The organism is Xanthobacter autotrophicus (genome assembly GCF_005871085.1).
Classification (GTDB): domain Bacteria; phylum Pseudomonadota; class Alphaproteobacteria; order Rhizobiales; family Xanthobacteraceae; genus Xanthobacter; species Xanthobacter autotrophicus.
In genome coordinates this window covers 56041-81136 of the sequence record NZ_VAUP01000028.1, presented here as the reverse complement: position 1 = coordinate 81136, position 25096 = coordinate 56041, and the positions used below count along the sequence as shown (strand labels likewise).

27 protein-coding genes are annotated in these 25096 nt (G+C 68.0%); 19 read left to right on the top strand and 8 right to left on the bottom strand.

The annotated features are described in order from the left end of the window. The first annotated feature begins 170 nt into the window (after nucleotides 1–170). The gene (gene rpmF / locus FBQ73_RS12235) at nucleotides 171–356 is read left to right on the top strand and encodes a 50S ribosomal protein L32 (protein WP_138399786.1); all 186 of its coding nucleotides are present in this window, start codon (nucleotides 171–173) and stop codon (nucleotides 354–356) included. A gap of 556 nt (nucleotides 357–912) precedes the next feature. Beyond that, nucleotides 913–1314, top strand: a complete 402-nt coding sequence (locus FBQ73_RS12230) for a hypothetical protein (protein WP_138399785.1) — start codon at nucleotides 913–915, stop codon at nucleotides 1312–1314. A gap of 414 nt (nucleotides 1315–1728) precedes the next feature. On the opposite strand, the gene phaR is transcribed toward FBQ73_RS12230, so the two are convergent. Next, nucleotides 1729–2370, bottom strand: a complete 642-nt coding sequence (gene phaR / locus FBQ73_RS12225; RefSeq protein WP_138399784.1) for a polyhydroxyalkanoate synthesis repressor PhaR — start codon at nucleotides 2368–2370, stop codon at nucleotides 1729–1731. A 298-nt stretch (nucleotides 2371–2668) separates the two neighbouring features. Here phaR and FBQ73_RS12220 point away from each other — a divergent pair, with 298 nt between their 5' ends. Together FBQ73_RS12220 and phbB are read left to right on the top strand one after the other, a co-directional pair. Then, a complete protein-coding gene (locus FBQ73_RS12220; RefSeq protein ID WP_138399783.1) occupies nucleotides 2669–3847 on the top strand; it encodes an acetyl-CoA C-acetyltransferase in 1179 nt (392 codons plus the stop codon). A gap of 237 nt (nucleotides 3848–4084) precedes the next feature. Then, nucleotides 4085–4807 (top strand): acetoacetyl-CoA reductase, encoded by a 723-nt coding sequence (phbB, locus tag FBQ73_RS12215; RefSeq protein ID WP_138399782.1) that lies wholly within the window; start codon nucleotides 4085–4087, stop codon nucleotides 4805–4807. Between the two features lie 85 nt (nucleotides 4808–4892). Here phbB and FBQ73_RS12210 read toward each other — a convergent pair whose 3' ends face one another. Then, nucleotides 4893–5351, bottom strand: coding sequence for an acyl-CoA thioesterase (locus FBQ73_RS12210; protein WP_138399781.1), 459 nt, complete (start codon nucleotides 5349–5351; stop codon nucleotides 4893–4895). A gap of 63 nt (nucleotides 5352–5414) precedes the next feature. Next, a complete protein-coding gene (locus FBQ73_RS12205; RefSeq protein ID WP_138399780.1) occupies nucleotides 5415–6338 on the bottom strand; it encodes a methyltransferase domain-containing protein in 924 nt (307 codons plus the stop codon). 187 nt (nucleotides 6339–6525) lie between these two features. Here FBQ73_RS12205 and FBQ73_RS12200 point away from each other — a divergent pair, with 187 nt between their 5' ends. Next, the gene (locus tag FBQ73_RS12200; protein WP_138399779.1) at nucleotides 6526–7782 is read left to right on the top strand and encodes a glycerate kinase type-2 family protein; all 1257 of its coding nucleotides are present in this window, start codon (nucleotides 6526–6528) and stop codon (nucleotides 7780–7782) included. 248 nt (nucleotides 7783–8030) lie between these two features. Next, on the top strand, nucleotides 8031–8657 hold the full coding sequence (locus FBQ73_RS12195) for a GNAT family N-acetyltransferase (RefSeq protein ID WP_170218869.1): 627 nt from the start codon (nucleotides 8031–8033) through the stop codon (nucleotides 8655–8657). 60 nt (nucleotides 8658–8717) lie between these two features. Here FBQ73_RS12195 and FBQ73_RS12190 read toward each other — a convergent pair whose 3' ends face one another. Further along, nucleotides 8718–9047, bottom strand: coding sequence for a DMT family transporter (locus tag FBQ73_RS12190; protein ID WP_138399777.1), 330 nt, complete (start codon nucleotides 9045–9047; stop codon nucleotides 8718–8720). 201 nt (nucleotides 9048–9248) lie between these two features. Between FBQ73_RS12190 and FBQ73_RS12185 the strand changes: the two genes are divergently transcribed. From FBQ73_RS12185 to FBQ73_RS12160, 6 genes are all read left to right on the top strand, one after another. After that, nucleotides 9249–9725, top strand: a complete 477-nt coding sequence (locus FBQ73_RS12185; protein WP_138399776.1) for a PaaI family thioesterase — start codon at nucleotides 9249–9251, stop codon at nucleotides 9723–9725. Next, nucleotides 9725–10438, top strand: coding sequence for a DNA/RNA nuclease SfsA (gene sfsA / locus FBQ73_RS12180; protein WP_138399775.1), 714 nt, complete (start codon nucleotides 9725–9727; stop codon nucleotides 10436–10438). The genes FBQ73_RS12185 and sfsA overlap by 1 nt, the downstream gene beginning before the upstream one ends. A gap of 101 nt (nucleotides 10439–10539) precedes the next feature. Further along, entirely contained in the window at nucleotides 10540–11589 is a 1050-nt protein-coding gene (locus FBQ73_RS12175; protein ID WP_138399774.1) for a L,D-transpeptidase, read from the top strand. Continuing rightward, a complete protein-coding gene (gene mepA, locus FBQ73_RS12170) occupies nucleotides 11589–12512 on the top strand; it encodes a penicillin-insensitive murein endopeptidase (protein WP_138399773.1) in 924 nt (307 codons plus the stop codon). Before FBQ73_RS12175 ends, mepA begins: the two co-directional genes overlap by 1 nt. 52 nt (nucleotides 12513–12564) lie before the next feature. Next, nucleotides 12565–13470 (top strand): alpha/beta fold hydrolase, encoded by a 906-nt coding sequence (locus tag FBQ73_RS12165; RefSeq protein ID WP_138399772.1) that lies wholly within the window; start codon nucleotides 12565–12567, stop codon nucleotides 13468–13470. A 217-nt stretch (nucleotides 13471–13687) separates the two neighbouring features. Further along, nucleotides 13688–14104: a hypothetical protein gene (locus tag FBQ73_RS12160; RefSeq protein WP_138399771.1), complete on the top strand. Its 417-nt coding sequence runs from the start codon at nucleotides 13688–13690 to the stop codon at nucleotides 14102–14104. Nucleotides 14105–14130: 26 nt separating this feature from the next. Here the strand turns inward: FBQ73_RS12160 and FBQ73_RS12155 are convergent, their stop codons facing one another. Further along, the gene (locus FBQ73_RS12155) at nucleotides 14131–14574 is read right to left on the bottom strand and encodes a nucleoside deaminase (protein WP_138399770.1); all 444 of its coding nucleotides are present in this window, start codon (nucleotides 14572–14574) and stop codon (nucleotides 14131–14133) included. A 57-nt stretch (nucleotides 14575–14631) separates the two neighbouring features. On the opposite strand from FBQ73_RS12155, the gene FBQ73_RS12150 reads away from it, so the two are divergent. Both FBQ73_RS12150 and rsmD read left to right on the top strand, forming a co-directional pair. Further along, nucleotides 14632–16779, top strand: a complete 2148-nt coding sequence (locus FBQ73_RS12150; protein ID WP_138399769.1) for a pseudouridine synthase — start codon at nucleotides 14632–14634, stop codon at nucleotides 16777–16779. An 18-nt stretch (nucleotides 16780–16797) separates the two neighbouring features. Then, the gene (gene rsmD / locus FBQ73_RS12145; protein WP_138399768.1) at nucleotides 16798–17349 is read left to right on the top strand and encodes a 16S rRNA (guanine(966)-N(2))-methyltransferase RsmD; all 552 of its coding nucleotides are present in this window, start codon (nucleotides 16798–16800) and stop codon (nucleotides 17347–17349) included. Nucleotides 17350–17463: 114 nt separating this feature from the next. On the opposite strand, the gene FBQ73_RS12140 is transcribed toward rsmD, so the two are convergent. Beyond that, nucleotides 17464–17739 (bottom strand): metal-sensitive transcriptional regulator, encoded by a 276-nt coding sequence (locus FBQ73_RS12140; RefSeq protein WP_138399767.1) that lies wholly within the window; start codon nucleotides 17737–17739, stop codon nucleotides 17464–17466. Nucleotides 17740–17886: 147 nt separating this feature from the next. On the opposite strand from FBQ73_RS12140, the gene FBQ73_RS12135 reads away from it, so the two are divergent. The 5 genes from FBQ73_RS12135 to FBQ73_RS12115 all read left to right on the top strand — a co-directional run bounded on the left by FBQ73_RS12135 (nucleotide 17887) and on the right by FBQ73_RS12115 (nucleotide 23202). Further along, nucleotides 17887–20502, top strand: a complete 2616-nt coding sequence (locus tag FBQ73_RS12135) for a heavy metal translocating P-type ATPase (RefSeq protein ID WP_210236764.1) — start codon at nucleotides 17887–17889, stop codon at nucleotides 20500–20502. Nucleotides 20503–20603: 101 nt separating this feature from the next. After that, nucleotides 20604–21371 (top strand): ComF family protein, encoded by a 768-nt coding sequence (locus tag FBQ73_RS12130; RefSeq protein ID WP_138399766.1) that lies wholly within the window; start codon nucleotides 20604–20606, stop codon nucleotides 21369–21371. Nucleotides 21372–21438: 67 nt separating this feature from the next. Beyond that, entirely contained in the window at nucleotides 21439–21693 is a 255-nt protein-coding gene (gene grxC / locus FBQ73_RS12125) for a glutaredoxin 3 (RefSeq protein ID WP_138399765.1), read from the top strand. Nucleotides 21694–21832: 139 nt separating this feature from the next. Next, a complete protein-coding gene (locus FBQ73_RS12120; protein WP_138399764.1) occupies nucleotides 21833–22720 on the top strand; it encodes a carbon-nitrogen hydrolase family protein in 888 nt (295 codons plus the stop codon). Continuing rightward, complete coding sequence (locus FBQ73_RS12115; protein WP_138399763.1) at nucleotides 22717–23202, top strand: DUF1178 family protein; 486 nt, start codon at nucleotides 22717–22719, stop codon at nucleotides 23200–23202. The genes FBQ73_RS12120 and FBQ73_RS12115 overlap by 4 nt, the downstream gene beginning before the upstream one ends. 27 nt (nucleotides 23203–23229) lie before the next feature. On the opposite strand, the gene ubiG is transcribed toward FBQ73_RS12115, so the two are convergent. Together ubiG and trpS are read right to left on the bottom strand one after the other, a co-directional pair. Beyond that, nucleotides 23230–23973, bottom strand: a complete 744-nt coding sequence (ubiG, locus tag FBQ73_RS12110; protein ID WP_138399762.1) for a bifunctional 2-polyprenyl-6-hydroxyphenol methylase/3-demethylubiquinol 3-O-methyltransferase UbiG — start codon at nucleotides 23971–23973, stop codon at nucleotides 23230–23232. Nucleotides 23974–24057: 84 nt separating this feature from the next. Further along, on the bottom strand, nucleotides 24058–25095 hold the full coding sequence (trpS, locus tag FBQ73_RS12105; protein ID WP_138399761.1) for a tryptophan--tRNA ligase: 1038 nt from the start codon (nucleotides 25093–25095) through the stop codon (nucleotides 24058–24060). Nucleotide 25096: the final 1 nt, after the last annotated feature.

Below are 25096 nucleotides of genomic sequence, written 5' to 3'. Positions count from 1 at the left end.
CCGTTCAGCGCGCCCCGGGCGAACCGCTCCAAGCGGCTCGCGTCTGGGCTCACCTTCGGCGCGTTCGCGATCACAAGTTCGCCAATTCACAAGTTGGCCAAGTCGGCAGCGCGCCTTGTTCCAGCGACCACGCCGCGCTTGCCACGTTATGTCGTTCAGGAGTTTGGACAATGGCTGTCCCGAAGAGAAAGACCTCGCCGTCCCGCCGTGGCATGCGCCGCTCGGCCGACGCTCTGAAGCAGCCCACCTATGTGGAAGACAAGGATTCGGGCGAGCTGCGCCGTCCCCATCACGTGGACCTGAAGACCGGCATGTATCGCGGTCGCCAGATCCTGAAGCCCAAGGTCGAAGCCTGAGGCTGAACCTTCGGGTGCAACCGTGACCCTGGATCCGGGCCGGTTTTCCGGCCTCGGTGAGGCGAACGGTTCGCACCTGGCGCCGCTTCATGCCGAGGCGGCCCGCGATTCGGGCCCCTCTTGGGCATGCCCGATCCCCTCGTGGATAAGCCCGACACTTGGCCGCCTCGATATTTGGCCGTCGAGTGCCGGGCTTATCCACCTGATCGATGAATTTTGGCCAGCCTACTCGCCATTAGCGACTCACTCGGCGTGATCAGGCCAGCCGGGAAGGTGCGCCTGGGACCGGTTTTCCCGAAATCGGCTCCGTTCCAGCCCTCCGCGGTGCCAACGCGTACCGCGCAATTCGGCTGATGCAGGCGCGCAACGTGTCTCGTTGCATCATGCCGTATTAAGCAACACGCTGGTGTGCAGTATCCGGGCATGCAACATCCCGGTGTGCAAAGCCCTTGTGCAGGCCGTGACTTTCCGTCCCCGATGTGGCACCCATCCGCTGTGCCGCAGCAAGGCTTTCGAGGAGCCGCGCACCCGCGGCATCGCGGCCCGAGGAGCACATATGCTGACGCCCGTTCCGTTGCTGATCGTCCCCCTCGCGATCTACAACATCATCACCTTCCTGATGCCCGGCATTGCGTGGTCCACTGTGCTGACTACGATTTCCATGCTTTCGGGAGCGGAATGGGCCATCAGCATGGCAGAGGCGTTTATCGCGCTCAGCCTGTTCTTCCTATTCTTCGAGATCCTCAAGGCGACTCGGATCACCCACCGGTCCATCATCGATCACATGCTGTCCATGCTGGTGTTCGTGATTGCAATCACGGAGTTTCTGCTGGTGAGGCAAGCGGGAAATTCTGTGTTCGCCATCCTGCTGTGCATCATGCTGCTCGACGTGATCGCCGGCTTCTCAGTCTCAGTCCGGGTCGCCCAGCGCGATTTCTCCGTCGAGCCCCGCGAATAGGCTGCGGCCACACCCGTCACGTCACAAAACGGGCACGACGCAAAAACAGGCATGCCGCGCCTGCAAACACGCGGCACCGCCAGCATAGGCTTAGGGAAATGGCCCTGGCGGCTTCATGAGCCAGCTGTGATGGGCCAGATGTAACGGGCTGCGCCCATGCGCCTGTGACACCGGCAGAGCGGCCCGCTCGGCGGGACGGCCACCGTCCAGCGACCACAGCCCTACAACGGCGCGCGCATGCCGCCGACATGGGGTGCGCTCCTTGGCGCCTTCAGCGGGAGCGCGAAGCAGCCTTGCTTTCGAAATTAATAAAAAAAACAACAAGCCAAGGCCCATCCCGCGAATGAGAACCCGCGGAATGGGCCTTGGTCCTGGCAGACTTACCCTGGGCCGGCGCGGCGGCCGGCCCGAGGATCAGCTTTCGCCTTCCGGCTTGGGATCGCTTTTCGGTTCGCTCTTGGGCACCAGCTGTTCAAGCTTGGCCTGCATGTCCGCCATCTGGCGCTTGAGCGCGTCGAGATCGTCGCTCCGCTCGACGGCGGGGACCGCAGGGGCAGGCGTCGTCTGGGCCGGGGTCGGCGAAGTCGTTCCGGCAGGCTCCTCCCCCTTGGGAAAGGGAAGGAAGATGTGGAAAGCGCGCTCGAACATTTCCATATTTCGGCGCACATGATCATCGAGCCCGATGAAGCTGGTTCCGGTCATCGTCTTGGCGACGTGCTCACGAAACTTTCCCTGATCTTTGGTGAAGCTGTCGATGGACGCTTCCAGGTAACGCGGCACCAGCATCTGCATGCTGTCGCCGTAAAAGCGGATAATCTGGCGCAGAAACGCGATGGGCAGAAGATTCTGGCCCTTGTTTTCCTGCTCGAATATAATTTGCGTCAGCACCGAGTGGGTAATGTCGTCGCCATTCTTGGCGTCGTACACTACAAAATCCTCACCTTCCTTCACCATATTGGCGAGGTCTTCGAGGGTCACGTAGGTGCTCGTCCCCGTGTTGTAGAGACGGCGATTGGCGTATTTCTTGATGGTGACTGGCTCTTGCGACTTTGCCATTGTCCGGTCATCCGTTTTCCTTGGGGTCCGCGGCAGGTTAAGGTGTTTCCTAGAGCAGAGCTACCACTTTGTGTGCGCCGCGCACCGGCCATTTCGCAATGCGCGCCAGTGTCATCGGGCCGTCGCCCAGACGAAGGTTCAATTTGCGTGGGGGGCCTTCCCTTGCAATGAGGTGGGTCATTGACACATGGTCGGCCCCGGCCACGATAGGGGCTGGTATTCCACACGTCACTGGCAGCACCGCACTGGCAACGAGGCGCAAAGCCACCCGCCCGATCTTCCCCCAGGAGAGACACCCATGAAGGACGAGGTCGTCATCGTCAGCGCCGCGCGCACCCCGGTCGGGTCATTCAATGGCGCTCTCGCGCCATTGCCCGCCCATGAGCTCGGCGCCATCGCCATCAAGGCGGCGCTGGAGCGCGCCGGACTTCCCGCCGACACCGTCAGCGAAGTGATTCTCGGCCAGGTGCTCACCGCCGCCCAGGGTCAGAACCCCGCCCGCCAGGCCTCGCTGAAGGCCGGCCTGCCCATCTCCGTCCCGGCCTGGGAAGTGCAGATGGTGTGCGGCTCCGGCCTGCGCTCCGTGGCGCTGGGCGCCCAGGCCATCGTCAACGGCGACAGCGAGATCGTCGTGGCCGGCGGCCAGGAATCCATGAGCCAGTCCACCCACGCGGCCCACGTGCGCAACGGCACCCGCATGGGCGGCCTCGAGTTCGTGGACACCATGATCAAGGACGGCCTGTGGGATGCCTTCAACGGCTACCACATGGGCAACACCGCCGAGAACGTGGCGCGGCAGTTCCAGATCACCCGCCAGGAGCAGGACGAGTTCGCCGTCGCCTCCCAGAACAAGGCTGAGGCGGCCCAGAAGGGCGGCAAGTTCAAGGAGGAGATCGTCCCCGTCACCATCTCCACCCGCAAGGGCGACGTGGTGGTGGACCAGGACGAGTACATCCGCCACGGCTCCACCATCGAAGCCATGGCCAAGCTGAAGCCCGCCTTCGCCAAGGACGGCACCGTGACCGCCGGCAACGCGTCCGGCATCAATGACGGCGCCGCCGCCGTGGTGCTCATGAGCGCTGCCAAGGCCAAGGCCGAAGGCCGCACGCCGCTCGCCCGCATCGTGTCGTGGGCGCAGGCCGGCGTCGATCCGTCGGTCATGGGCACCGGCCCCATCCCCGCCTCCCGCCTCGCGCTGGAGAAGGCCGGCTGGAGCGCCTCCGACCTCGACCTGGTGGAAGCCAACGAGGCCTTCGCCGCGCAGGCCATCGCCGTGAACAAGGACCTCGGCTGGGATACCAGCAAGGTGAACGTGAACGGCGGCGCCATCGCCATCGGCCACCCCATCGGCGCCTCGGGCACCCGCATCCTGGTGACCCTGCTGCACGAGATGCAGAAGCGCGATGCCAAGAAGGGCCTCGCCACCCTGTGCATCGGCGGCGGCATGGGCATCGCCATGTGCCTCGCAAGGGACTGAGAGCCTCGCGCGGGACTGACCTGCCCTGCGGCGCAGCGGAAATAACCCGCCGTCCGGCTCGCCGGACGGCATGGGTTCCGCAACCGGAGCGCGCACAACCGGGCCGCGACCTTCCATCGCGGCCCACTGTTTCCCGACGGAAATACAGACTTGCTAAACCGCCGGAGCGTGGCTCGACCCGCTTCGGATCACGGGTGAAGTGTCGTCAGGTCGAGCCAATAGAGTGAGGAGGGAACCATGGGACGCGTCGCGTTGGTCACGGGCGGCACGCGTGGAATCGGCGAGGCGATCTCGGTGGCGCTGAAAGCCGCCGGCTACAAGGTCGCTGCGAACTTTGCCGGTAACGACGAGGCAGCCAAGGCGTTCACCGAGAAGACCGGCATTCCGGCTTTCAAGTGGGACGTGTCCGATTTCGAATCCTGCAAGGCAGGCATCGCCAAGGTCGAGGCCGAGGTCGGTCCGGTCGAAGTGCTGGTGAACAATGCCGGCATCACCCGCGACGGCCAGTTCCACAAGATGTCGCTGGAGCAGTGGAGCGCGGTGATCAACACCAACCTCAACTCCGCCTTCAACATGACCCGCCCGGTCATCGAGGGCATGCGCGAGCGCAAGTTCGGCCGTATCATCTGCATTTCGTCCATCAACGGGCAGAAGGGCCAGTTCGGCCAGACTAACTATTCCGCCGCCAAGGCCGGCGAAATCGGCTTCGTCAAGGCGCTCGCCCAGGAGAGCGCCCGCGCCGGCATCACCGTGAACGCGATCGCCCCCGGCTATATCGGCACCGAGATGGTGCGCGCCGTGCCAGCCGAGGCGCTGGCCAAGATCGTGGCGACCATCCCGGTGGGCCGTCTCGGCGAGCCGGAGGACATCGCCCGCGCCGTGGTGTTCCTCGCCTCCGACGATGCCGGCTTCATCACCGGCTCGACCATGACGGTGAACGGCGCCCAGTACATCACCTGAGCCCGACGCCGGTTCGAATCACAGCAACAGCGCCATGCCCCGGCTTGTCCGGGGCATGTGCGTTTTCGGGGGTCGTCGCGCGCCCTCACACCACCAGTGTCTGGAGCAGCGCCCGGACCGGATCAGGGATCGGCACCGGCTTCTGGGTGGCGCGGTCCACATAGACGTGGACGAAATGGCCCTGCGCCGCCGCGCGCGGGTCCTCGCCCTGAAACAGGGCAATCTCGTAGCGCACCGACGAGGAGCCTAGCTTCGCCACCCGCATGCCGGCCCGGACCGGGGCTGGATAGGTGAGGCTGCGGAAATAGGTGCAGCGCGTCTCCACCACCAGGCCGATGATGGGGCTGGTCTGCGGGTCCAGCAGGCCGGCGGAGACCAGTTGCTCGTTCACCACCGTGTCGAAGTAGGAATAATAGACCACGTTGTTCACGTGGCCGTAGACATCCACGTCCGCCCAGCGCGTGGTGATGGGCAGCACATGGGTAAAGCCGTCGATCAGAACCGGCTCTTCCCGCCCCCCGCCTTGGCCCGCCTGTCCGCTCATCCGCTCCCCCCTCGCTTGAGCCGCCCCGGCGGCCCGCAGTTCTACCGTCTGAATACGCTCTGCTCAGCCCTCGTCCGTGCCCACCGGCGGCAGCGGCACTTCGCGCGCGCCGAGGGCGTCGGCGAGGCGCATCTTGGCGGAGCCGGGACGCAGCGGCTTCTGCTGGCTCTCGTGGGGCGCCCAGCCGGACAGGAACACGATTTCGAAGGTCGCCCGCACACGCCCGTCGGGATCGGCGAATCGCTCCCCATAGATTTCCGCCGCCCGCAGCAGGGTGGCACGACGCAGGGGCACCCGGCGACGCTCCAGCAGCGCGTTCGCCGCGCCCATGCGGCGCAGGTCCGAAAACAGGGAAAAGGGCGAGCCGTAGCGCACCACAACGCGGTCCACGTCGGTCACCGGCAGGGCAAAGCCCGCACGCTGGAGCAGGGCGCCGAGGTCGCGCACATCCGCAAATGGCGCGACCCGGGGGGACAGGCCGCCGGTGGTCTCGCTTTCGGCGATGGCGAAGGCCTGTCGCAGTTCGGAAAGGCTGCCGCCGCCAAAGAGCGCCGCCATGAAGAGCCCGTCCGGCTTCAGCGTCCGGCGCACCTGGGCAAGAACTCCCGGCAGGTCATTCACGCTCTGCAGCGACAAGACGGACACTACGAGATCAAGCGATCCGGCGGCGAACGGCAAGGCCTCCTCATCCGCCACTACGCCGGGCGCTACGAGGCCCGTCGCCAGCGGCGCGGCGCGGAACAGGCGCCCCACCGCCGCGTGACCGTCGAGCGCGTGGGCCAGCGCATCGGTAGGGGTGCCGAGATCCACCGCCGTCTCGAACTGCCGCTTCACCGCAGCGAGCCGGTCCGCCATGTCCTCCGCCGCCCGCTCCAGCAGGAAGGGCTCGGGACCGAGGCGGGCCGCCCGCTCCAGGCGGCGGCGCAGCAGGGGCCGGTCGAAGACGAGAGGGGGCGCATCGCGCGTGGCATCACTCATGGTCGCCATATAGGACCTCGGGTGGCGCGATGCGAGCGGGTGTGCCGCACGGTGTGCTTCCCGCGGCGAACCTTGCCTTCCGGATTAAAGCTGCCTTTCGCTTTCCCGCCATTGATCGCCCGGGATGGCGCCGCTAAAGCCGAGCCTGAAACGAATGAAGTACCCGCCGTTCGAAGGCGGGCTGCGGGAGAACGCCATGACCTCTGCGACCCAGTCCGACCGGGACATCCTCCTCGCCTTGTTCGATGCGGGACTCGCGGCGGCGCTGCCGGACGGCAAGTTCAAGGATCGCCTGCCCGCCCCGCCGAAGGGCCGCACCATCGTTATCGGCGCCGGCAAGGCCTCGGCCCGCATGGCCCGCGCCTTCGAGGAGGAATGGGGCCGCCCGTGCGAGGGGCTCATCGTCACCCGCTACGGCCATGGCTGCGAGACGCGCCATATCGAGATCGTGGAAGCCTCCCACCCGGTGCCGGACCAGGCCGGGCTCGACGCCGCACGCCGCATCCTGGAGCTGGCGAAGGGCGCGGGGCCGGACGATCTCGTGGTCTGCCTCATGTCAGGGGGCGCCTCCTCGCTCCTCACCATGCCGGCGGAGGGGCTGACCTTGGCCGACAAGCAGGCGCTGAACAGCGCGCTCCTGAAATCCGGCGCGCCCATCGGCGTGATGAACCAGGTGCGCAAGTCCCTCTCCGCCATCAAGGGCGGCCGCCTTGCCGCCGCCATCGCCCCGGCGCGGGCGGTGACCTACCTCATCTCCGACGTGCCGGGCGATGACCCCGGCACCATCGGCTCCGGCCCCACCATTCCCGAGGCCTCCGACCCCCAGCAGGTGCTGGGCCTGATGCGCCAATGGGGCATCGAGGTGACGGACAAGCTGGAGCAGGTCATCCGCGCCAACACCGTCCCCGGCGATGCCATCCCCGGACAGGAAGTGCACATGATCGCCACCCCGCTGATGGCGCTGAAGGCGGCGGAAGCGAAGGCGCGCGAACTGGGCATCACCCCCCTCATCCTCGGCGACGCCATCGAGGGCGAGGCGCGGGAAGCCGCCATCGTCTTCGCCGGCATCGCCAATTGCGCGGCCTCGCACGGGCTGCCGGCGGCGGCCCCCTGCGTGCTGCTGTCCGGCGGCGAGACCACCGTGACCGTGCGCGGCAAGGGCCGGGGCGGACGCAGCGTGGAATTCCTGCTCGCCCTCGCCGTCGCGCTGAAGGGACGGGCCGGCATCTCCGCCGTCTCCTGCGATACGGACGGGGTGGACGGCACCGAGGACAATGCCGGCGCCTGGTTCGATGCCGCCATCCTGGAAGAGGCCGCTGCGCGCGGGCTGAAGCCCGCCGACTTCCTCGCCAACAATGACGGCTATAGCTTCTTCTCCGCCCTCGACCGGCTGGTGATCACCGGGCCGACCTTGACGAACGTCAATGATTTCAGGGCGATCCTCGTGCGATAAACACTGCCCCAGTTTTATTGCGGCAGGGCTGTGGCGAAGGCCTGTCCCTGCGGCGCAGCCGCGCTGCGCTGCGCGCATGGCCTCTATTTTCATAGCAATATCATATACTTATATGATAGATACCGCCTTTCAGGCAGCAGCTTAACCTAATGGTCAAGGTCAACCCCATTGACCTTTGCTGCAGCGCACCTAAATTGCGTTGCGGAGGAACCGGGGGGCTTTCCAAGACGCCAAGTCTGGAGACCACAATGACCGTTGAGGTCACACCGGGGATCATCCGCAAGCTGTGGACCGGAGAGGCCGGAGTTTTCCGGGACCATCTCCTCAGGCTCGATACCGAGAGCCGCCGGTCCAGGTTCGGCTCTGCGGTGTCTGCCGAATTCGTCGAGCGCTACGCGTCGCGGGTGTTCCGCACGGGTGCGATCGTGCATGGCTGCTTTGTGGACGGAGAACTGCGCGCAGCAGCCGAGCTATATCCCATGGGCGATGTTTTGCCCGGAGAGGCGGAAGCCGCCTTCAGCGTGGAGAAGGAATTCCAGAACCACGGCCTCGGCAGCCAACTGCTGGAGCGCGTGATTTTGAGCGCCCGCAACCGCGGGATCCGCACCTTGTGCATGAACTGCCTCGCTCACAACCGGCGGATGCAGCAGATCGCGCGCAAGTTCGACGCAGAATTGAGCTTCGACACCGACGAAGTGGTCGCCGAACTCACCGCCCCCTTCCCCACCGCGCTTTCCCTGGCGCAGGAAGCCGCGGCGGATGCCCAGGGCATGGCCGGCGCCGTGCTGCAGGCCCAGCGCATGGCCACCGGGCGGTTGTTCGACTGGCTGCTGCCGGAACCCGCCCAGGTTGAACCCGAGCTGGAACCGAGCTGATACGAACCCGTCTGCCCCGACTGGACGGAAAAGGCGGCGCCCCCACGGGTGCCGCCTTTTTCAATGGGCGACGCTCTTCGAGAGCAGGTTGATCACCATCACCCCGGCGATGATCAAGCCGAGGCCAATCAGGGCCGGCAGATCGAGCCTCTGGCCATACCAGAGCCAGGCGATGGCGGTCACCAGCACGATCCCCACCCCCGACCAGATGGCATAGGCGATGCCCACGGGCATGGTCTTCAGCGTCAGCGACAGGCAGAAGAAGGCCACCGCATAGCCCACGATCACCAGCACCGAAGGACCGGGCCGGGTGAAGCTCTCCGTAGCCTTGAGGGCGGAGGTGGCGATGACCTCGGCGACGATGGCGATGATGAGATAAAGATAGCCCATGGCAACAGGGTCCCGGCACGGCCGGTGCGCCGCTCCTGAAAGAAGAGGCGGTGGCGGGCGCTCCTGTCAATGCGGCGCTGACGCTCGCCGGCGGACTGGAAAAGGAAGTGCGGGGCCCCGCCGATCGGCTATGGTCGCAGAGCCCCGCGACATTCCAGGTCGCAGCCCGCCAGTTCCCCTGCCCGCCAGACGCACCCTGCCATGACCGCCAGCCCACCCCCTGCCTTCACCCCGCCGGATCCCGCCTTCGAGACCAAGGTCCGCGAGAGCTTCGCGCGCCAGCCCTTCATGGCGACCCTCGGCGCCGCGCTCGGCGCGGTGGTGCCGGGACGGGTGGAAGTGGTGCTGCCTTTTGATGAGGGCGTGACCCAGCAGCACGGCTTCTTCCATGGCGGCGCCATCGGGGCCATCGCCGACACGGCGGGGGGATATGCTGCCTTCACCCTGTTCCCGCCCAACTCCACCGTGCTCACGGTGGAATACAAGATCAACATCATGGCTCCCGGCAAAGGTGAGCGCCTGATCGCGGTGGGCGAGGTGACGCGCTCCGGCCGCACCCTCACCATCGTGCGGGTGGATGTCTACGTGCAGGCCGGAGAGGCGCGCACCCATTGTGCTACCGCCACCCAGACCCTCATCTGCCTTCATGGCAAAAGCGATGCGCGTTCCGAGGGCTGATGCGCTTTCCCACCCCGCTCATTCCGGGCCGCCTCATTCGCCGCTACAAGCGCTTCCTCGCCGACGTGGTGCTGACCGACGGCAGCGAGACCACCGTTCACGTGGCCAATTCCGGGGCCATGCTGGGGCTGGATGCCCCCGGCAGCCGAGTTTGGCTGTCGCGTGCCACCAACCTCGCCCGCAAGCTGCCGCTGAGCTGGGAGCTGGTGGAGGCCGATTTCGGCTCCGGCCCCGAGCTGGTGGGGGTCAACACCATGCACCCCAACCTGCTGGTGGCCGAGGCCATCGCCGCCGGGGCGGTGCCGGCGCTTGCCGGCTACGGACGCCTGCGGCGCGAGGTGAAATACGGGCTTTCAAGCCGCATCGACATTCAGCTGGAGGACGAGGCCAGGCCGCTCTGCCTCGTCGAGGTGAAGAACGTTCACCTCATGCGGACCCCAGGCTACGCCGAATTCCCCGATTGCGTGACCGCGCGCGGCGCCAAGCACCTCGAAGAGCTGGGCGCTGAGGCGGACAAGGGCAACCGCCCCGTCATGGTCTATCTGAGCCAGATCGCCTCGGCGCGCACCATCGGCCTCGCCCGCGACCTTGATCCCGGCTATGGCCGCGCCTTCGACCGGGCACGGGCGCGCGGCGTCGAGGCCATCGGCCTTGTGTGCCGGATCGATCCCGAAGGCATCGAGGTGGCCGGCATCATCCCCATGACCGGCTGACAGCCGCCGACCCTCGCGCCAGGGTGCGCCGCGCATGGACAGGTCCGGCGCGGCGCGGCACACATAGGGGAAAGGCGATTCGCACCTTGGGGGGCCTTAAGATGCCGTTCACCCTTCACCTCTCCCGACGCGGTGTGCTCCGGCTGGGCGCGGCCTTTGCCGGCGCCCTCGTCGCCGATGCGCTGATGCCGGCCCGGGCCGAGAATGACCCGGACGTCACCGCCATCGAGGGGCTCAAGCCGGGCCAGTGGGTGTGGTATCCCGAGCGGGCGCCGGAGGGGTTCGTCGCCATCGTGGTCAATCTCACCGACCAGCGCTGCTTCGTCTATCGCAATGGCGTGCGCATCGGCGTCGCCACCGTCTCCACCGGCAAGGAGGGGCACGAGACGCCCACCGGGGTCTTCACCATCCTGGGCAAGGACGTGGATCACCATTCCTCCATCTACAACGACGCCTCCATGCCCTACACCGAGCGCCTGACCTGGTCGGGGGTGGCGCTGCATGCGGGCGGGCTGCCGGGCTATCCGTCCTCCCACGGCTGCGTTCACCTGCCGCTGGCCTTTTCCAAGCTGGTGTTCGGCGTGACCCATGTGGGCACGCCGGTGATCATCGCCGATGCCCATTCGGCGCCACAGGATGTGCTCCATCCCGGCCTGCTCATGAGCGAAGGGCTGGAGCAGCAGCTTGCGGTCTCCGCCACCGGCCAGGGAGCGCCGCCCGAGGACCAGGCGCAGGTTGCGGCTGCAGCGGGGTCCTCGGTGCCCATTGCGCCCGCCCCGCCGGAACCGGTCTCCATGGTGGTGAGCCGGGCGGACAGCACCATCACCGTGCTGCGCGGTGCCCAGACCACTGTTGAGGGCGCCGTCACCATCCGCGATCCGGCAACGCCGCTGGGCAACGTGGTCTATGTGCTGATGGCCACCGACGGCGCGGCTCCGCGCTGGAGCGCCATTTCCTATGAGGGCGGCAAGCAGCCGCCGGGCGAGGCGCAGCAGGCGCTGGCGCGCATCACCGTGGACCCCGCAATCAACAAGCAGGTGGCCGCGATGGTGACGCCGGGGGCGACCCTCTTTGTCACCGACCTGCCGGCCCATCCGGGCACCCGCAACGGCGGCGGCTTCGTGGTGATAACCCATAAGGCGGAAAGCTGATGATCCGCGCCGTCGCCACCCTTCTCGGCCTACTGGTCGCGGGCGCGCCGGTGCTGGCACAACAGGTGGCGCCTCCGGCGGCGGTTCCCGGCAAACCGGCGGCGCGGCCCGCCGCAGCAGGCCCGCTTCCCGCCAAGGAGTTGTTCGGACGGGTGGCGGGTCCCGCCCCCCTCGCCGCAAGGTCCATCGGCTTTTATTCCAAGGGTTGCCTCGCGGGCGCGCAGGCGCTGGCGGTGAACGGCCCGAACTGGCAGGTCATGCGCCTGTCGCGCAACCGCAATTTCGGCCACCCCGACCTCGTCGCCTTCCTGGAGCGGTTCTCTGCGCAGGTGCCGAAGGTGTCGTCCTGGCAGGGCATCCTGGTGGGCGACATGTCCCAGCCGCGCGGCGGCCCCATGCTCACCGGCCATGCCTCCCACCAGATCGGCCTCGACGCCGACATCTGGCTGACCCCGAGCCCCGGCCGGGAACTCACCCGTGAGGAGCGCGAAAAGCTCTCCGCCTCCATGATGGTGCGCGCCGACCGGCGCGACATCGATCCCGCCAACTGGCGGCCCGACCACTGGAAGGTCGTCCGCGCCGCGGCGCTGGACCCGCGAGTGGAACGCATCTTCGTGAACGCGGCCATCAAGAAGGCCCTGTGCCGGGAGGCGAGCGGCGACCGCTCCTTCCTCGCCAAGGTGCGTCCATATTGGGGCCACGACTACCACATGCACGTCCGCCTCACCTGCCCGCCCGGCAACGCGGAATGCCGCCCACAGGAGGCCCCGCCTACCGGCGAGGGCTGCGGATCGGAGCTGGACTGGTGGTTCACCGACGAGGTGCTGCATCCCAAGCCCGAGCCGGAACCGGCGAAGCCCAAGCCGCCTTTAACCCTTGCCGACCTGCCGGATGCGTGCGCCGCGGTGCTGGGGGCCAAGTGAAGCGACGCGTGAACCCGCCCAGCGTGGGGAAGCAACGATAACGGAGGACGCCATGACCGATCTCACCGACCTCTTCCCCGGCTTCGACTCCCACTATGTGGACACTAAGGCCGGCCGCATTTTCCTGCGGCAGGGCGGCAGCGGATCGCCGCTGCTTTTGCTCCACGGTTTCCCGCAGAGCCATGTGATGTGGCACAAGGTGGCGCCAAAGCTCGCCGAGCAGCACACCCTGATCATCCCCGACCTGCCGGGCTACGGCTGGAGCGCGGCGCCGGAAGAAGGCACGGACCACGCGCCCTATTCCAAGCGCGCCATGGCCTCCGCCATGGTGGAGGTGATGGAGCACCTGGGCTTCGCCCATTTCGCGCTCATGGGCCACGATCGGGGGGCGCGGGCCGGCTACCGGCTCGGCCTCGACCATCCCGGCCGGCTGGATCGGCTGGTGGTGCTCGACATCGTCCCGACCTACGTCATGTGGCACAAGATGGACCGGGCGCGCGCGCTGCAGGTCTATCACTGGTCCATGCTGGCCCAGCCCAAGCCCTTGCCGGAGAAGCTCATCGGCTCGCATCCCGCCTGGTTCCTCGACTGGACCATGGCGAGCTGGACCGGATCCAAGGATCTCTCCCCCTTCGATCCCCGCGCCATGGCCCAGTACCGCGCCGCCATCTCGTCGCCCGACCGGCTCCATGCCATGTGCGAGGACTACCGGGCCGGCGCCACCATCGACCTCGCCCATGACGAGGCGGATCTGGCCGCCGGGCGCACCCTCTCCTGCCCCACCTTCGCCCTGTGGGGCGCGGCGGGCATTCCCACCCGGGGCGTCAGCCCGCTGGACGCCTGGAAGGTCTTCGCGCCCAAGCTGGAGGGCGCGGCGGTGGACTGCGGCCACTTCGTCGCCGAGGAGGCACCGGGGGCGATGCTCGCCGCCGTGCTACCGTTCCTGACGGGGGACTGATACCGGCGGCTAGCGTGCCGCCTGAGTTCCCCACTGCAGTGGCTGGAAATCCCGGTAGCGAAAGCAGGAATTCGCGCGCCCAACGGACCCGCGAATTCTTCCATCCCTCAAACAGTGGATGTGCCGGGAAGACGGTTTTCTATGCTTAACGCAATGACAACGCGTCATCGCATGCGTCAGGACAGCTCCTGAACGCACGACAGCATGGAGAAAGCCGATGATACCGTCTTTGCTGCCGCTGGCGACGTGCGCCGCGGCCCTCGCCACCCTCGCCACCTTCACGACCACCGAGGCCCAGGCGGCCACGCGCTACGGCGTCACTTGCATCCACAACCGGACGCAGCACACCATCAATTTCGACATCAAGATCGGAAAAGACGGGAGTTGGGGCACCTACCGCCTCCAGCCCGGCTGGAACCGGAGCTTTTCGCACAAATACGACAAGCAGAATGAAAACCAGTCGCCCCCGATCTACATCCGGTTCGACTCCGACCTGCGCGGGAAGACCTTCTGGACGCAATACAAGCTCGAGCGACGGGCCGCCACCGGTGAAGCCTGCGCGGAAGGCAAGCCCTACAATTTCAGATATGAGCAGAACAACCGGGACTTCATCGACCTGAAGGCGTCCAGCTGAAGGCCCCTGCTGTTCCGAAATGCCGGCTACCGCCGATCCTGGAAGAAGGTGCGCAGCACCTCGGCGGCCTGGCGCTCGGCGATGCCGCCGTAGACTTCGGGCACGTGGTGGCAGGTGGGCTGGGAGAAAAAGTGCGGTCCGTGCTCCACCCCGCCGCCCTTGGGATCGGACGCGCCATAATAAAGTCGGCGGATACGCGCGAACGACAGGGCCGCCGCGCACATGGCGCAGGGCTCCAGCGTCACATAGAGATCGCAGTTGAGCAGGCGCTCGGATTTCAGCCGCGCGCCGGCCGCGCGCAGCACCAGAATTTCCGCGTGGGCGGTGGGATCATTGAGTTCCCGGGTGCGGTTGCCGTCGCGAGCAATCACCTCGGCGCCACGCACCAGGACGGCACCCACCGGCACCTCGCCGCGCTCTGCGGCGGCCCTCGCCTCGTTCAGCGCCATCTGCATATAGGTTCCGGACATGGTGCCTCTGTCATCGCCGCGCTCGCCGCGCCGCCTCGCCTGTGCTAACTGCCCCTCATGCCGCGCACATCACCGCCCCGCAAGGACAAGAACCGCGTTCCGCGCATCAAGCGCGAACTCACCCCCGCCGCGCCCAAGGAGGCCGAGCGGATCGCCAAGGTCGTCGCCCGCGCCGGCCTCGGCTCGCGCCGCGAGATCGAGGAATGGATCGAGGCCGGCCGCGTGGCCGTCAACGGCGAGGTGCTCACCACCCCCGCCGTCACCGTCACGGCGGAGGACGCCATCACGGTCGATGGCGCGCCCCTGCCCGAGCGCGAACGCACCCGCCTCTTCATTTACCACAAGCCCAAGGGCGTGGTGACCACCAATCGCGACCCGGAAGGCCGCACCACCCTGTTCGAGATCCTGCCCCAGGGCCTGCCGCGCCTCGTGAGTGTCGGGCGTCTCGACCTGAATTCCGAAGGCCTGCTGCTGCTGACCAACGACGGCGGGCTTGCCCGCGTGCTGGAGTTGCCAGAGACCGGCTGGCTGCGCCGTTACCGCGTGCGCGCCAATGGCGAGGTCAACCAGGCCCAGCTCGACAGCCTGCTGAAGGGCATCACCGTCGATGGGGTGGAGTACGGCCCCATTGAGGCCGAGCTTGACCGGGTGCAGGGCGCCAATGCCTGGATCACCGTGTCCCTGCGCGAGGGCAAGAACCGGGAAATCCGCAACGTCTTCGGTGCCCTGGGCCTGCAGGTGAACCGGCTCATCCGCGTCTCCTACGGCCCGTTCCAGCTGGGCGATGTCCCGGAAGGCGGCATCGAGGAGGTGCGCACACGCGTGCTGCGCGACCAGATCGGCAACGACCTCGCCGCCGCCGCGGGAGCCGATTTCACCGGCCTGCTGGTGGAGCGCGAGCTGGAAGAGGCCCCGCCCCGCGTGGCACTGCGCCCCGCCGGCAAGCGCCAGGCAGCGGCCGAGAGCGGCGGCACCCTGAAGGCTCCGGCCCGCCGCGCACGGCAGGACGAGGATTTTGACGCGCCGGAGCAGGATGTCATCCGCCCGGCCGGCCCCCGCACGCGTCGGCGCATGAGCGATGAAAACGCCGTGGAGAGCCGTGGCTCGGTGGCCGATCGCAAGGGCCGCACGGTGAAGGTGGAGCGCGTGGTGGCGCCCAAGGGCGACGCCCCGGAGCGTGGTGGCCGAACCGGCGCCCGGCCCGGTGCCCGCAAGGGCGACCGGGACGAAGCGGGCGCCCGCCCGTTCCGCCGTGGCCCCGCCGAGGGCAAGGAGCGCTTTGCCGAGCGCGGCCCGCCCCGCCCCGGCTTCCGCGACGATGCCCGCGGCCCCCGCCGCGAGCGTGATGATCGCGAGGATTTCCGCCGCCGTCCCACCCGGGAGGGGGAAGATCGCCCCCGCCGCCCGCGTCCGGAGAGCGCCGATGGCGCTCCCCGGCGTAGCCGCGACGAGCGCCCGCAGCAGGGCGAGCGGCCCTTCCGCGCCCGCAGCGAACGGCCGGAAGGTCGTTTCGGCGGCGAGCAGGAGGGCCGGCCCGCCCGCAGCGGCAGCCGCCCCTATGGCGATAAGCCGGCGGGTCGTGCCCGTACGGCTGGTGACAGGCCGGCAGGTGCTGGTCGCGCTTACGGCGAACGCTCATCCGAGGGCGCAGGCCGTGCGTATGGCGACAAGCCGGCCGGGCGTCCTCGTCCTTCCGGTGACAGGCCCACGGGTGGTGCGGGTCGTTCCTACAGCGAACGCTCCTCCGAGGGCGCGGGCCGCGCCTACGGCGACAAGCCGGCGCGGGGCCGTCCTTCCGGCGACCGGCCCACAGGTGGTGCTGGTCGTTCCTACAGCGAACGCTCTTCCGAGGGCGCGGGCCGTGCCTATGGCGACAAGCCGGCGCGGGGCCGTCCTTCCGGCGACCGGCCCGCGGGTGGTGCGGGTCGCTCCTACGGCGAACGCTCGTCCGAGGGCGCGGGCCGTGCCTATGGTGACAAGCCGACGCGGGGCCGTCCCACCGGGGACAGGCCGGCGGGTGGCCCCGGCCGCGCTTACGGCGACAAGCCGGGCGGCGCGCGCAGCTTCGGCGGCAAGCCGGGGGGCAAACCCGGCGCCGGTCGTGGCGGCTTCGGTGGCAAGCCGGGCGGGAAGCCCGGCGGGCGACCGGCGGGCGGTGGCAAGGCCGGCGGCGGCAAGCCGGCGGGTCCGCGCGGCAAGCGCTGATCCAAGGGCGACACCTCCATGCGTATCGTCGGCGGCAGGTTGAAGGGGCGCGCGCTGAAGGGCCCCTCCTCCAGCGCCACCCGGCCCACTTCGGACCGGCTGCGCGAGAGCCTCTTCAACATGCTTGCCCACGCCTATGGCGACCCGTGCGACGGCGCGCGGGTGCTGGACCTGTTCGCTGGCACGGGGGCGCTGGGCATCGAGGCACTCTCGCGCGGCGCCCGCTTCGCCCTGTTCGTGGAAGAGGCGGCGGAGGCGCGCGGGCTCATCCGCGACAATGTGGAGGCGCTGGGCCTCACCGGCGTCACCAAAATATTCCGCCGCGACGCCACCCGCCTCGGCGACATGGGGCCGGGCGAGGCCCATGGCCTCGTCTTCTGCGATCCGCCCTATGGCAAGGGACTCGCCGAACAGGCGCTGGCGAGCGCCGTTGCCGGCGGATGGCTTACCCCCGACGCGCTGGTGGTGGTGGAGGAGCGCACTGGCCTCTTCACCGGGCGGGACGGCTTCCGCGAGATCGAGCGCCGCGCCTATGACGAGAGTGAGCTGATCTTCCTGGAACGGGACTGATCGGCCGCCTTATACCTACCGGCCCCGGTCTTCGACCGGCGCCGAGAGGGTCGCGCTCAGGCGCCGCGCGGGCTTGACCTAAACCCCATGAACCAAGCTAACGGGCTTTTGGCATTACCGCTCGGCGCGGACGATCACGTCCATCAGTTCCTTGACCTTTTGCCGCTGGTCCTCCGCATCGCCGGAGCGGATGGCGTGCTCCACGCAATGGGCCACATGATCCCGCAGCACCTCCTCCTCCACCCGCTTCAGGGCGGCGCGGACGGCGGACACCTGTGTGAGTACATCGATGCAGTAGCGGTCCTCCTCCACCATGCGGGAGACGCCGCGCACCTGGCCTTCGATACGGCTGAGGCGCTTGAGGACTTGCTCTTTCGTCGGACTGCGCATGGCTTGTCATATACCCCCTCAGGGTATATTTAACAAGGCGAGATACCCCCAGGGGGTTATGACACTGCCCTGAACATGAGCCAGCGCAAGGCCGCCTCGCGGAAAATGGCCTTCATCTGGCCCCGACCCTTCCGGAGCCGCCGCCCCATGGCCCAAGATCCCTCGGCCCAAGATCCCTCGGCCCAAGACCACTCGGCACACGATCATTCCCACCCCGCGGACGGCGGCCACGACTGCTGCGGCGGCAAGGCCCCTCCGCCCCTCGACCTCAATGCCCCGCCCAGCGCCGCCCCGATGGCCGCGCTGCCGGAGACGGTGAAGGACCCGGTCTGCGGCATGGACGTGAAGACCGACCCGGAGGCCGCAAAGCCCACCTCGGTCTACAAGGACCAGACGTATTTCTTCTGCTGCAACGGCTGCAAGACCAAGTTCGAGGCCGAGCCGGAGAAGTACCTCGCCCCGGTGAAGGACCCGGTCTGCGGCATGACCGTGGAGCCCGGCCGCGCCAGATATTCGGCGCGCCACGACAAGAAGCCCTATTTCTTCTGCTCCTCCTCCTGCGAGACCAAGTTCAAGGCCGACCCGGGCCGCTATGTTGAAGGCGGCTCCACGGGCTCCGCCCCGCCGCCGCCGCCGGAGAAGGTGCCGGAAGGCACCATCTACACCTGCCCCATGGATCCGGAGATTCGCCAGATCGGTCCCGGCATCTGCCCCATCTGCGGCATGGCGCTGGAGCCGGAGATCGTCACCCTCGACGAGGGGCCGAACGCGGAACTCGCCGACATGACGCGGCGGTTCTGGATCGGCCTCGCGTTGACGCTGCCCGTGTTCGTGCTGGAGATGGGCCAGCACCTGCTCGGCCTGCACCTGCTGCCGCAGCAAACGTCCAACTATGTGCAGTTCCTGCTGGCGACGCCGGTGGTGCTGTGGGTGGGCAAGCCCTTCTTCGAGCGCGGCTGGCTCTCGCTCAAGTCGCGCCATTTCAACATGTTCACCCTCATCGCCCTAGGCACCGGGGTGGCCTATCTCTATTCGCTGCTGGGCACCTTCGCCCCCGGCCTGTTCCCGCATGATTTCCACGCCCATGAAGGCGGCGTGCCGGTCTATTTCGAGGCGGCCGCCGTCATCACCGTGCTGGTGGCGCTGGGCCAGGTGCTGGAGCTCAACGCCCGCGAACAGACCTCCGGCGCCATCAAGGCGCTGCTGTCACTGGCGCCGAAGACCGCCCTGCGCGTCAGGGCCGATGGTACCGACGAAACCATAGACCTCGGCCTCGTCGTCCCCGGCGATGTGCTGCGGGTGCGCCCCGGCGAGAAGGTGCCGGTGGATGGCGTGGTCGCCGAGGGCCGCGCCGTGCTGGACGAAAGCCTCGTCACCGGCGAGAGCCTGCCCGTGAGCAAGGAGGCCGGCGAGAAGGTCATCGGCGGCACGCTGAATTCGTCCGGCGCCTTCACCATGCGCGCCGACAAGGTGGGCCGCGACACCCTGCTCGCCCAGATCGTGCAGATGGTGGCGCAGGCCCAGCGTTCCCGCGCGCCCATCCAGCGGCTCGCGGATCAGGTTTCCGGCTGGTTCGTGCCGCTGGTGCTGGCGGCGGCGGTGGTCGCCTTCGCGGTGTGGATGGTGGTGGGCCCCGAGCCGCGCCTCACCTTCGCGCTCATGGCGGCGGTGTCCGTGCTCATCATCGCCTGCCCGTGCGCGCTCGGCCTTGCTACACCCATGTCGGTGATGGTGGGCGTGGGCCGCGGCGCCCAGCTCGGCGTGCTCGTGAAAAATGCCGAGGCGCTGGAGCGCATGGAGAAGGTTGACGTGGTGGTGGTCGATAAGACCGGTACCCTCACCGTCGGCAAGCCCAAGGTGGTGGCCGTGGATGCCCTCGGCACCCTCGACGATGTGGAGCTGCTGCGCCTGGCCGCCAGCCTTGAGCGGGCGAGCGAGCATCCCCTCGCCGCCGCCATGGTGCAGGAAGCGAACGCGCACAAACTCCAGCTGTCCGAGCCATCGGGCGTGGAAAGCCCGGCCGGCAAGGGCATCACAGGCACGGTGGACGGGCGCTCCGTTGCGGTGGGCCATGCCGCCTTCATGAACGAGAAGGGCATCGCCACCGACAAGCACACCGCTGCCGCCGAAACCTATCGCCGCGAAGGCGCCACCGCCGTGTTCGTCGCCGTGGACGGCAAGGCCGCCGGCCTCATCGCCATCGCCGATCCGGTGAAGGACTCCACCGAGGCAGCCCTGAAATCGCTGACCCGGGATGGGGTGCGGGTGGTCATGCTCACCGGCGACAACCGCACCACCGCGCTCGCCGTGGCCAAGCGCCTCGGCATCACCGAGGTGGAGGCCGAGGTTCTGCCCGGCCACAAGGCCGAGGTGGTCCAGCGCCTGCGCGCCGAGGGCCATGTGGTGGCCATGGCCGGCGACGGGGTGAACGACGCCCCCGCCCTCGCGGTGGCCGACGTGGGCATCGCCATGGGCACCGGCACCGACATCGCCATGGAGAGCGCCGGCATCACCCTGCTGAAGGGCGACCTCTCCGGCATCGCCCATGCGCGCGGCCTGTCGCGGGCGACCATGGCCAATATCCGCCGCAACCTGCTGTTCGCCTTCCTCTACAATGCGGCGGGCGTACCCATCGCGGCGGGCGTGCTCTATCCCAGCCTCGGGCTACTGCTCTCGCCCATGGTGGCGGCGGCGGCCATGGCGCTCTCCTCGGTGAGCGTCATCACCAACGCTTTGCTGCTGCGCGGCTGGCGCCCGCGCTGAGGGGTCGCGCAAGAAGCTCAGGCCGGTTCGGAGGTTTCGGGCCGTCAGCCACCACCTTTACACCCACGCCGAACCCCCCGATCATGGCGGGGGGATCGCACATGGCTGACATTTCCTCCCAGTTCGCACAGGCGCGCGGCGCGCTGCGGGCCTTCCGCTCGGGGCTGTTGGGGCTTGCCCTGCCGCCCACCTGCATCGCCTGCGGCGCGATCACCGGCATGGCCGGGGGCTTGTGCGGCCCCTGCTGGGGCAAGCTCGCCTTCATCAGCCGCCCGTTCTGCGAGCGCACCGGCGCGCCCTTCAGCCATGATCCTGGCGGCGCGCGAATCTCGGCTCAGGCGCTCGATGATCCCCCCGCTTTCGACCGCGCCCGCGCCGCCGTGACCTTCAACGATGTGGCCCGCGACCTCGTCCACAAGCTGAAATATGCCGACCGGCTGGATGTCGCCACACCTCTGGCCCGGCTGATGGTCCAGGCTGGCGCGGATGTGATCGCCTCCGCCGATATTATCGTGCCGGTGCCGCTGCATCCGTTTCGCCTGTGGCGCCGCCGTTTCAACCAGGCGGCGCTGCTCGGCCGGCATCTGGCGGCGACCACCTCCATCCCCCAGCGCACCGACCTCCTCGCCCGGCGCCGATCGACCCCCTCACAGACGGCGCTGGGCCGCGCGGAACGCCGCGCCAACGTGGCGGGCGCCTTCGTCGCATGCGGCACCGCAGCATCCCATCTTGTGGGGCAGCGCGTGTTGCTGGTGGATGACGTGTTCACCACCGGCGCCACGCTGGATTCCTGCGCTCAAGCCCTGCGCCGGGCGGGGGCAATGCACGTGGATGCCCTGACATTTGCGCGGGTTGTCGATTTCGCCTGAAATCCCTAACTATGGTACGACGCTTTCGTGACGGTGCCCCGCCGTCCCGCAACCCATTTGTGACAGCATGAAACCCATCGAGATCTACACCAAGAGCTGGTGCCCCTATTGCCATTCCGCCAAGGAATTGCTGCGCCGCAAAGGCTTGACCTTCACCGAGATCGACGTGACCACCGACAGGGACGGTCAGGACGAGATGACGCGCCGTGCCGGCGGGCGCACCAGCGTGCCGCAGATCTTCATCGGCGAGACCCATGTGGGCGGTTGCGACGACCTCTACGCCCTTGAGGACGCCGGTCGGCTGGACCAGCTGGCGGCCTGAGCTTTTCTTTCCGTGGTGCGCGGACCCGTGCAAGACTAGAAAAAGACCCCATCTGTCTGGGGAGACGCCAACATCGGGCGCGCGCCACGTGCGCATGACGGATCAGGGCGGGTTCAGCATCCAGGAAAGAGCGGGCGTCATGACCTCGGCCGACACATCCGACACCCTCCGCATCGCGCTGGTTCAGCTGCGCAGCGGCCGGGATCCGGCAGCAAATCTCGACGCCACCTCCGCCCTGGTGCGCGAGGCCGCGCGGGACGGTGCACGCTACGTGCAGACGCCCGAGGTCACCAACCTCATGGAACTGGACCGCGACGTCCTGTTCGAGAACCTGCGGGAGGAAGCGGACGACGCCACCCTCAAAGCCCTGCGCCAGCTGGCGAAGGAACTCGGCATTTTCCTCCACATCGGCTCGCTGGCCCTGAAAATCTCCGACAAGAAGGCCGTCAACCGCGCCTTCATGATCGGGCCCGATGGCGAGATCATCGCCCGCTACGACAAGATCCACATGTTCGACGTGGATCTGGGCAATGGCGAAAGCTATCGCGAATCCTCCGCCTATCGCCCAGGCGAGCGGGCGATCCTGGCCAATGTGGGCGCGTTCCGCTTCGGCCTCACCATCTGCTACGACCTGCGCTTTCCGTCCCTCTACCGGGCCCTGGCCGAGGGCGGCGCGAAGGTGCTGACCGTGCCGTCCGCCTTCACCCGGCCTACCGGCGAGGCGCACTGGCACGTGCTGCTGCGGGCACGCGCCATCGAGAACGGCGCCTATGTGCTGGCCGCCGCCCAGGGCGGCAAGCACGAGAATGGGCGAGAGACCTTCGGCCATTCGCTCGTGGTGGACCCCTGGGGCCGGGTGATCGCCGAAGGCGGCGCCGACCCGGGCGTGATCCTCGCCGAGATCGACCTGAAGGAAGTCGCCGCCGCCCGGGCGCGCATCCCCTCCCTCTCCAACGGGCGTCGGTTCGAGATCGCCGAGCCGGGCCAGACCATCGGCCACCTCAGCGTGGTGCGGGCCTCGTCATGATCCGCTACACCCTCAATTGCGCGGCGGGCCACCAGTTCGAGAGCTGGTTTCCCTCCTCCGCGAGCTTTGATGCCCAGCAGGCGCGCGGGCTGGTCACCTGCCCCACCTGCGGCTCGGCGCAGGTTGAGAAGGCGGTGATGGCGCCGTCCGTCGCCCGCACCGACCGCACCCCGCCCCCCGTGACGGAGGACGCCCCGCCGGCGGTCGGCGTCCCGGCGCCCGCTCCCGCGGAAGCTCCGGTGCCAGTGATGAGCCACCCCGACGGCGAGCTACGCGCCCTGCTGCGCGAATTGCGGGAGCAGATCGTGAAGTCGTCCGATTATGTGGGCGACGAGTTCGCCGATCTCGCCCGCAAAATGCACGATGGCGAGATCGAGCACCGCTCCATCTACGGCGAAGCGACGATGGAGGAGGTCAAGGCCCTGCGCGAGGACGACGTGGAGGTGCTGCCCCTGCCCGTACTGCCGGAAGACCGCAACTGAGGCGCGGTCTCGTTCCGAAAATTCGGCCTAGCCGACCCGCTCCGCCACCATGAAATAGTTCACCGACAGATCCTCGATCAGGTGAAAATCCCCGCTGAACGGCTCATAGGCGAGACCCACTTTCTCCCGCGCGGTGAAGCCCGCGGCGGCAAGGGTCGCCTCCAGTTCCTCGGGGGTGATGAATTTTTCCCAGCGATGGGTACCCGGCGGCAGCCAGCGCAGCACATATTCCGCCCCCACGATGGCGAGGGCGAAGCTCTTGGCGGTGCGGTTGAGGGTGGAGAGCACCAGCACGCCGCCGTCCGCCACCAGTTGCCCGGCGGTGCGCACGAACAGGCTCACATCCGCCACATGCTCCACCACCTCCAGCGCCACCACCACGTCGAAGCGGTCGCCGCGGGAGGCCAGTTCCTCGGCCGTGACCGCCTCGTAATCGACGGCAAGTCCGGAGGCCGCCGCATGGGTGCGGGCGATGTCCACATTGCCGGGGGCGGGATCGATGCCGCGCACCTGCCCGCCCATGCGCGCCAAAGGCTCGCTGAGCAGGCCGCCGCCGCAGCCGATGTCGAGGATGGAAAGACCCTTCAGGGGCCGCAGCGCGCGGGCATCCCGGCTGAAATGGCGCACCAGCGCATCGCGCAGGAAGGCGAGCCGCGCCGGGTTCATGGCGTGGAGCGGCGCCATCTTGCCCTTCTCGTCCCACCATTGCGCGCCCAGCGCATCGAAGCGGGCGACCTCGGCCGGATCGACGGTGGCGTTCATCTCGGACATGGGGCCTCCTCGGCAGACGCCGTTTCGCCCCCAGCATTAGGCGGGAGGCGTGGAGGGAGCAAGGCGGCTGTGCGCCGCCCCAGCTCAGCCGCGCACCAGGCCGACGATGTCCTTCACCTCGGCGATGGTCTGGTCGGCGATGACGCGGGCGCGGTCAGCGCCGTCGATCAGGATGGCGTCGATGGCGGCGGGCTCCGCCATCAGCCGCTGCATCTCGGCACCGATGGGGCCGAGCTTCTCCACCGCCAGATCGACCAGCGCCGCCTTGAAGGCGGAGAACTGGGCGGTGCCGTGGTCCTTCAGCACGTCGGCCTTGGTGCGGTCGGAGAGCGCGGCGAAGATGCCCACGAGGTTGTCCGCCTCGGGACGGCCCTTGAGGCCCTCTTCCTCGGTAGGCAGAGGCTCGGGATCGGTCTTCGCCTTGCGCACCTTGCCAGCAATGGTGTCGCGGTCGTCAGTCAGGTTGATGCGGGAGAAGTCGGAAGGGTCCGACTTGGACATCTTCTTGGCCCCGTCGCGCAGGCTCATCACCCGCGTGGCGGGCCCGGCGATCAGCGGCTCGGTAAGGGGGAAGTAGCCGTCGGCGTGGCCGTGCTCGGCGATGGAGGCCGCGAAGTCCGTGTTGAACTTCTGCGCGATGTCGCGCGTCAGTTCCAGGTGCTGCTTCTGGTCCTCGCCCACCGGCACGTGGGTCGCGCGATAGAGCAGGATGTCGGCCGCCATGAGGTCGGGATAGGCGAACAGGCCCACCGAGACGTTCTCGCGGTCCTTGCCGGCCTTCTCCTTGAACTGGGTCATGCGGTTGAGCCAACCCATGCGGGCGACGCAATTGAAGATCCAGGCCAGTTCCGCGTGGCCGGACACCTGGCTCTGGTTGAACACGATGTGCGCCTTGGGATCGATGCCGCAGGCAATGAAAGCGGCGGTGACCTCACGGATGTGGCGCTTCAGCTCGACCGGGTCCTGCCAGACGGTGATGGCGTGGAGGTCCACCACGCAATAGATGCACTCGTGGCTCTCCTGCAGTGCCACGAAGCGCTTGATGGCGCCCAGATAATTGCCGAGATGCAGATTGCCCGTGGGCTGCACACCGGAAAACACGCGATCCGCGACCGCCGCCATG

Bases quoted from the DNA above. Each gene is read 5' to 3' on its own strand.
- rpmF (WP_138399786.1), top strand. From the start codon at position 171: ATGGCTGTCCCGAAGAGAAAGACCTCGCCGTCCCGCCGTGGCATGCGC.
- FBQ73_RS12230 (WP_138399785.1), top strand. From the start codon at position 913: ATGCTGACGCCCGTTCCGTTGCTGATCGTCCCCCTCGCGATCTACAAC.
- phaR (WP_138399784.1), bottom strand. From the start codon at position 2,370: ATGGCAAAGTCGCAAGAGCCAGTCACCATCAAGAAATACGCCAATCGC.
- FBQ73_RS12220 (WP_138399783.1), top strand. From the start codon at position 2,669: ATGAAGGACGAGGTCGTCATCGTCAGCGCCGCGCGCACCCCGGTCGGG.
- phbB (WP_138399782.1), top strand. From the start codon at position 4,085: ATGGGACGCGTCGCGTTGGTCACGGGCGGCACGCGTGGAATCGGCGAG.
- FBQ73_RS12210 (WP_138399781.1), bottom strand. From the start codon at position 5,351: ATGAGCGGACAGGCGGGCCAAGGCGGGGGGCGGGAAGAGCCGGTTCTG.
- FBQ73_RS12205 (WP_138399780.1), bottom strand. From the start codon at position 6,338: ATGGCGACCATGAGTGATGCCACGCGCGATGCGCCCCCTCTCGTCTTC.
- FBQ73_RS12200 (WP_138399779.1), top strand. From the start codon at position 6,526: ATGACCTCTGCGACCCAGTCCGACCGGGACATCCTCCTCGCCTTGTTC.
- FBQ73_RS12195 (WP_170218869.1), top strand. From the start codon at position 8,031: ATGACCGTTGAGGTCACACCGGGGATCATCCGCAAGCTGTGGACCGGA.
- FBQ73_RS12190 (WP_138399777.1), bottom strand. From the start codon at position 9,047: ATGGGCTATCTTTATCTCATCATCGCCATCGTCGCCGAGGTCATCGCC.
- FBQ73_RS12185 (WP_138399776.1), top strand. From the start codon at position 9,249: ATGACCGCCAGCCCACCCCCTGCCTTCACCCCGCCGGATCCCGCCTTC.
- sfsA (WP_138399775.1), top strand. From the start codon at position 9,725: ATGCGCTTTCCCACCCCGCTCATTCCGGGCCGCCTCATTCGCCGCTAC.
- FBQ73_RS12175 (WP_138399774.1), top strand. From the start codon at position 10,540: ATGCCGTTCACCCTTCACCTCTCCCGACGCGGTGTGCTCCGGCTGGGC.
- mepA (WP_138399773.1), top strand. From the start codon at position 11,589: ATGATCCGCGCCGTCGCCACCCTTCTCGGCCTACTGGTCGCGGGCGCG.
- FBQ73_RS12165 (WP_138399772.1), top strand. From the start codon at position 12,565: ATGACCGATCTCACCGACCTCTTCCCCGGCTTCGACTCCCACTATGTG.
- FBQ73_RS12160 (WP_138399771.1), top strand. From the start codon at position 13,688: ATGATACCGTCTTTGCTGCCGCTGGCGACGTGCGCCGCGGCCCTCGCC.
- FBQ73_RS12155 (WP_138399770.1), bottom strand. From the start codon at position 14,574: ATGTCCGGAACCTATATGCAGATGGCGCTGAACGAGGCGAGGGCCGCC.
- FBQ73_RS12150 (WP_138399769.1), top strand. From the start codon at position 14,632: ATGCCGCGCACATCACCGCCCCGCAAGGACAAGAACCGCGTTCCGCGC.
- rsmD (WP_138399768.1), top strand. From the start codon at position 16,798: ATGCGTATCGTCGGCGGCAGGTTGAAGGGGCGCGCGCTGAAGGGCCCC.
- FBQ73_RS12140 (WP_138399767.1), bottom strand. From the start codon at position 17,739: ATGCGCAGTCCGACGAAAGAGCAAGTCCTCAAGCGCCTCAGCCGTATC.
- FBQ73_RS12135 (WP_210236764.1), top strand. From the start codon at position 17,887: ATGGCCCAAGATCCCTCGGCCCAAGATCCCTCGGCCCAAGACCACTCG.
- FBQ73_RS12130 (WP_138399766.1), top strand. From the start codon at position 20,604: ATGGCTGACATTTCCTCCCAGTTCGCACAGGCGCGCGGCGCGCTGCGG.
- grxC (WP_138399765.1), top strand. From the start codon at position 21,439: ATGAAACCCATCGAGATCTACACCAAGAGCTGGTGCCCCTATTGCCAT.
- FBQ73_RS12120 (WP_138399764.1), top strand. From the start codon at position 21,833: ATGACCTCGGCCGACACATCCGACACCCTCCGCATCGCGCTGGTTCAG.
- FBQ73_RS12115 (WP_138399763.1), top strand. From the start codon at position 22,717: ATGATCCGCTACACCCTCAATTGCGCGGCGGGCCACCAGTTCGAGAGC.
- ubiG (WP_138399762.1), bottom strand. From the start codon at position 23,973: ATGTCCGAGATGAACGCCACCGTCGATCCGGCCGAGGTCGCCCGCTTC.
- trpS (WP_138399761.1), bottom strand. From the start codon at position 25,095: ATGGCGGCGGTCGCGGATCGCGTGTTTTCCGGTGTGCAGCCCACGGGC.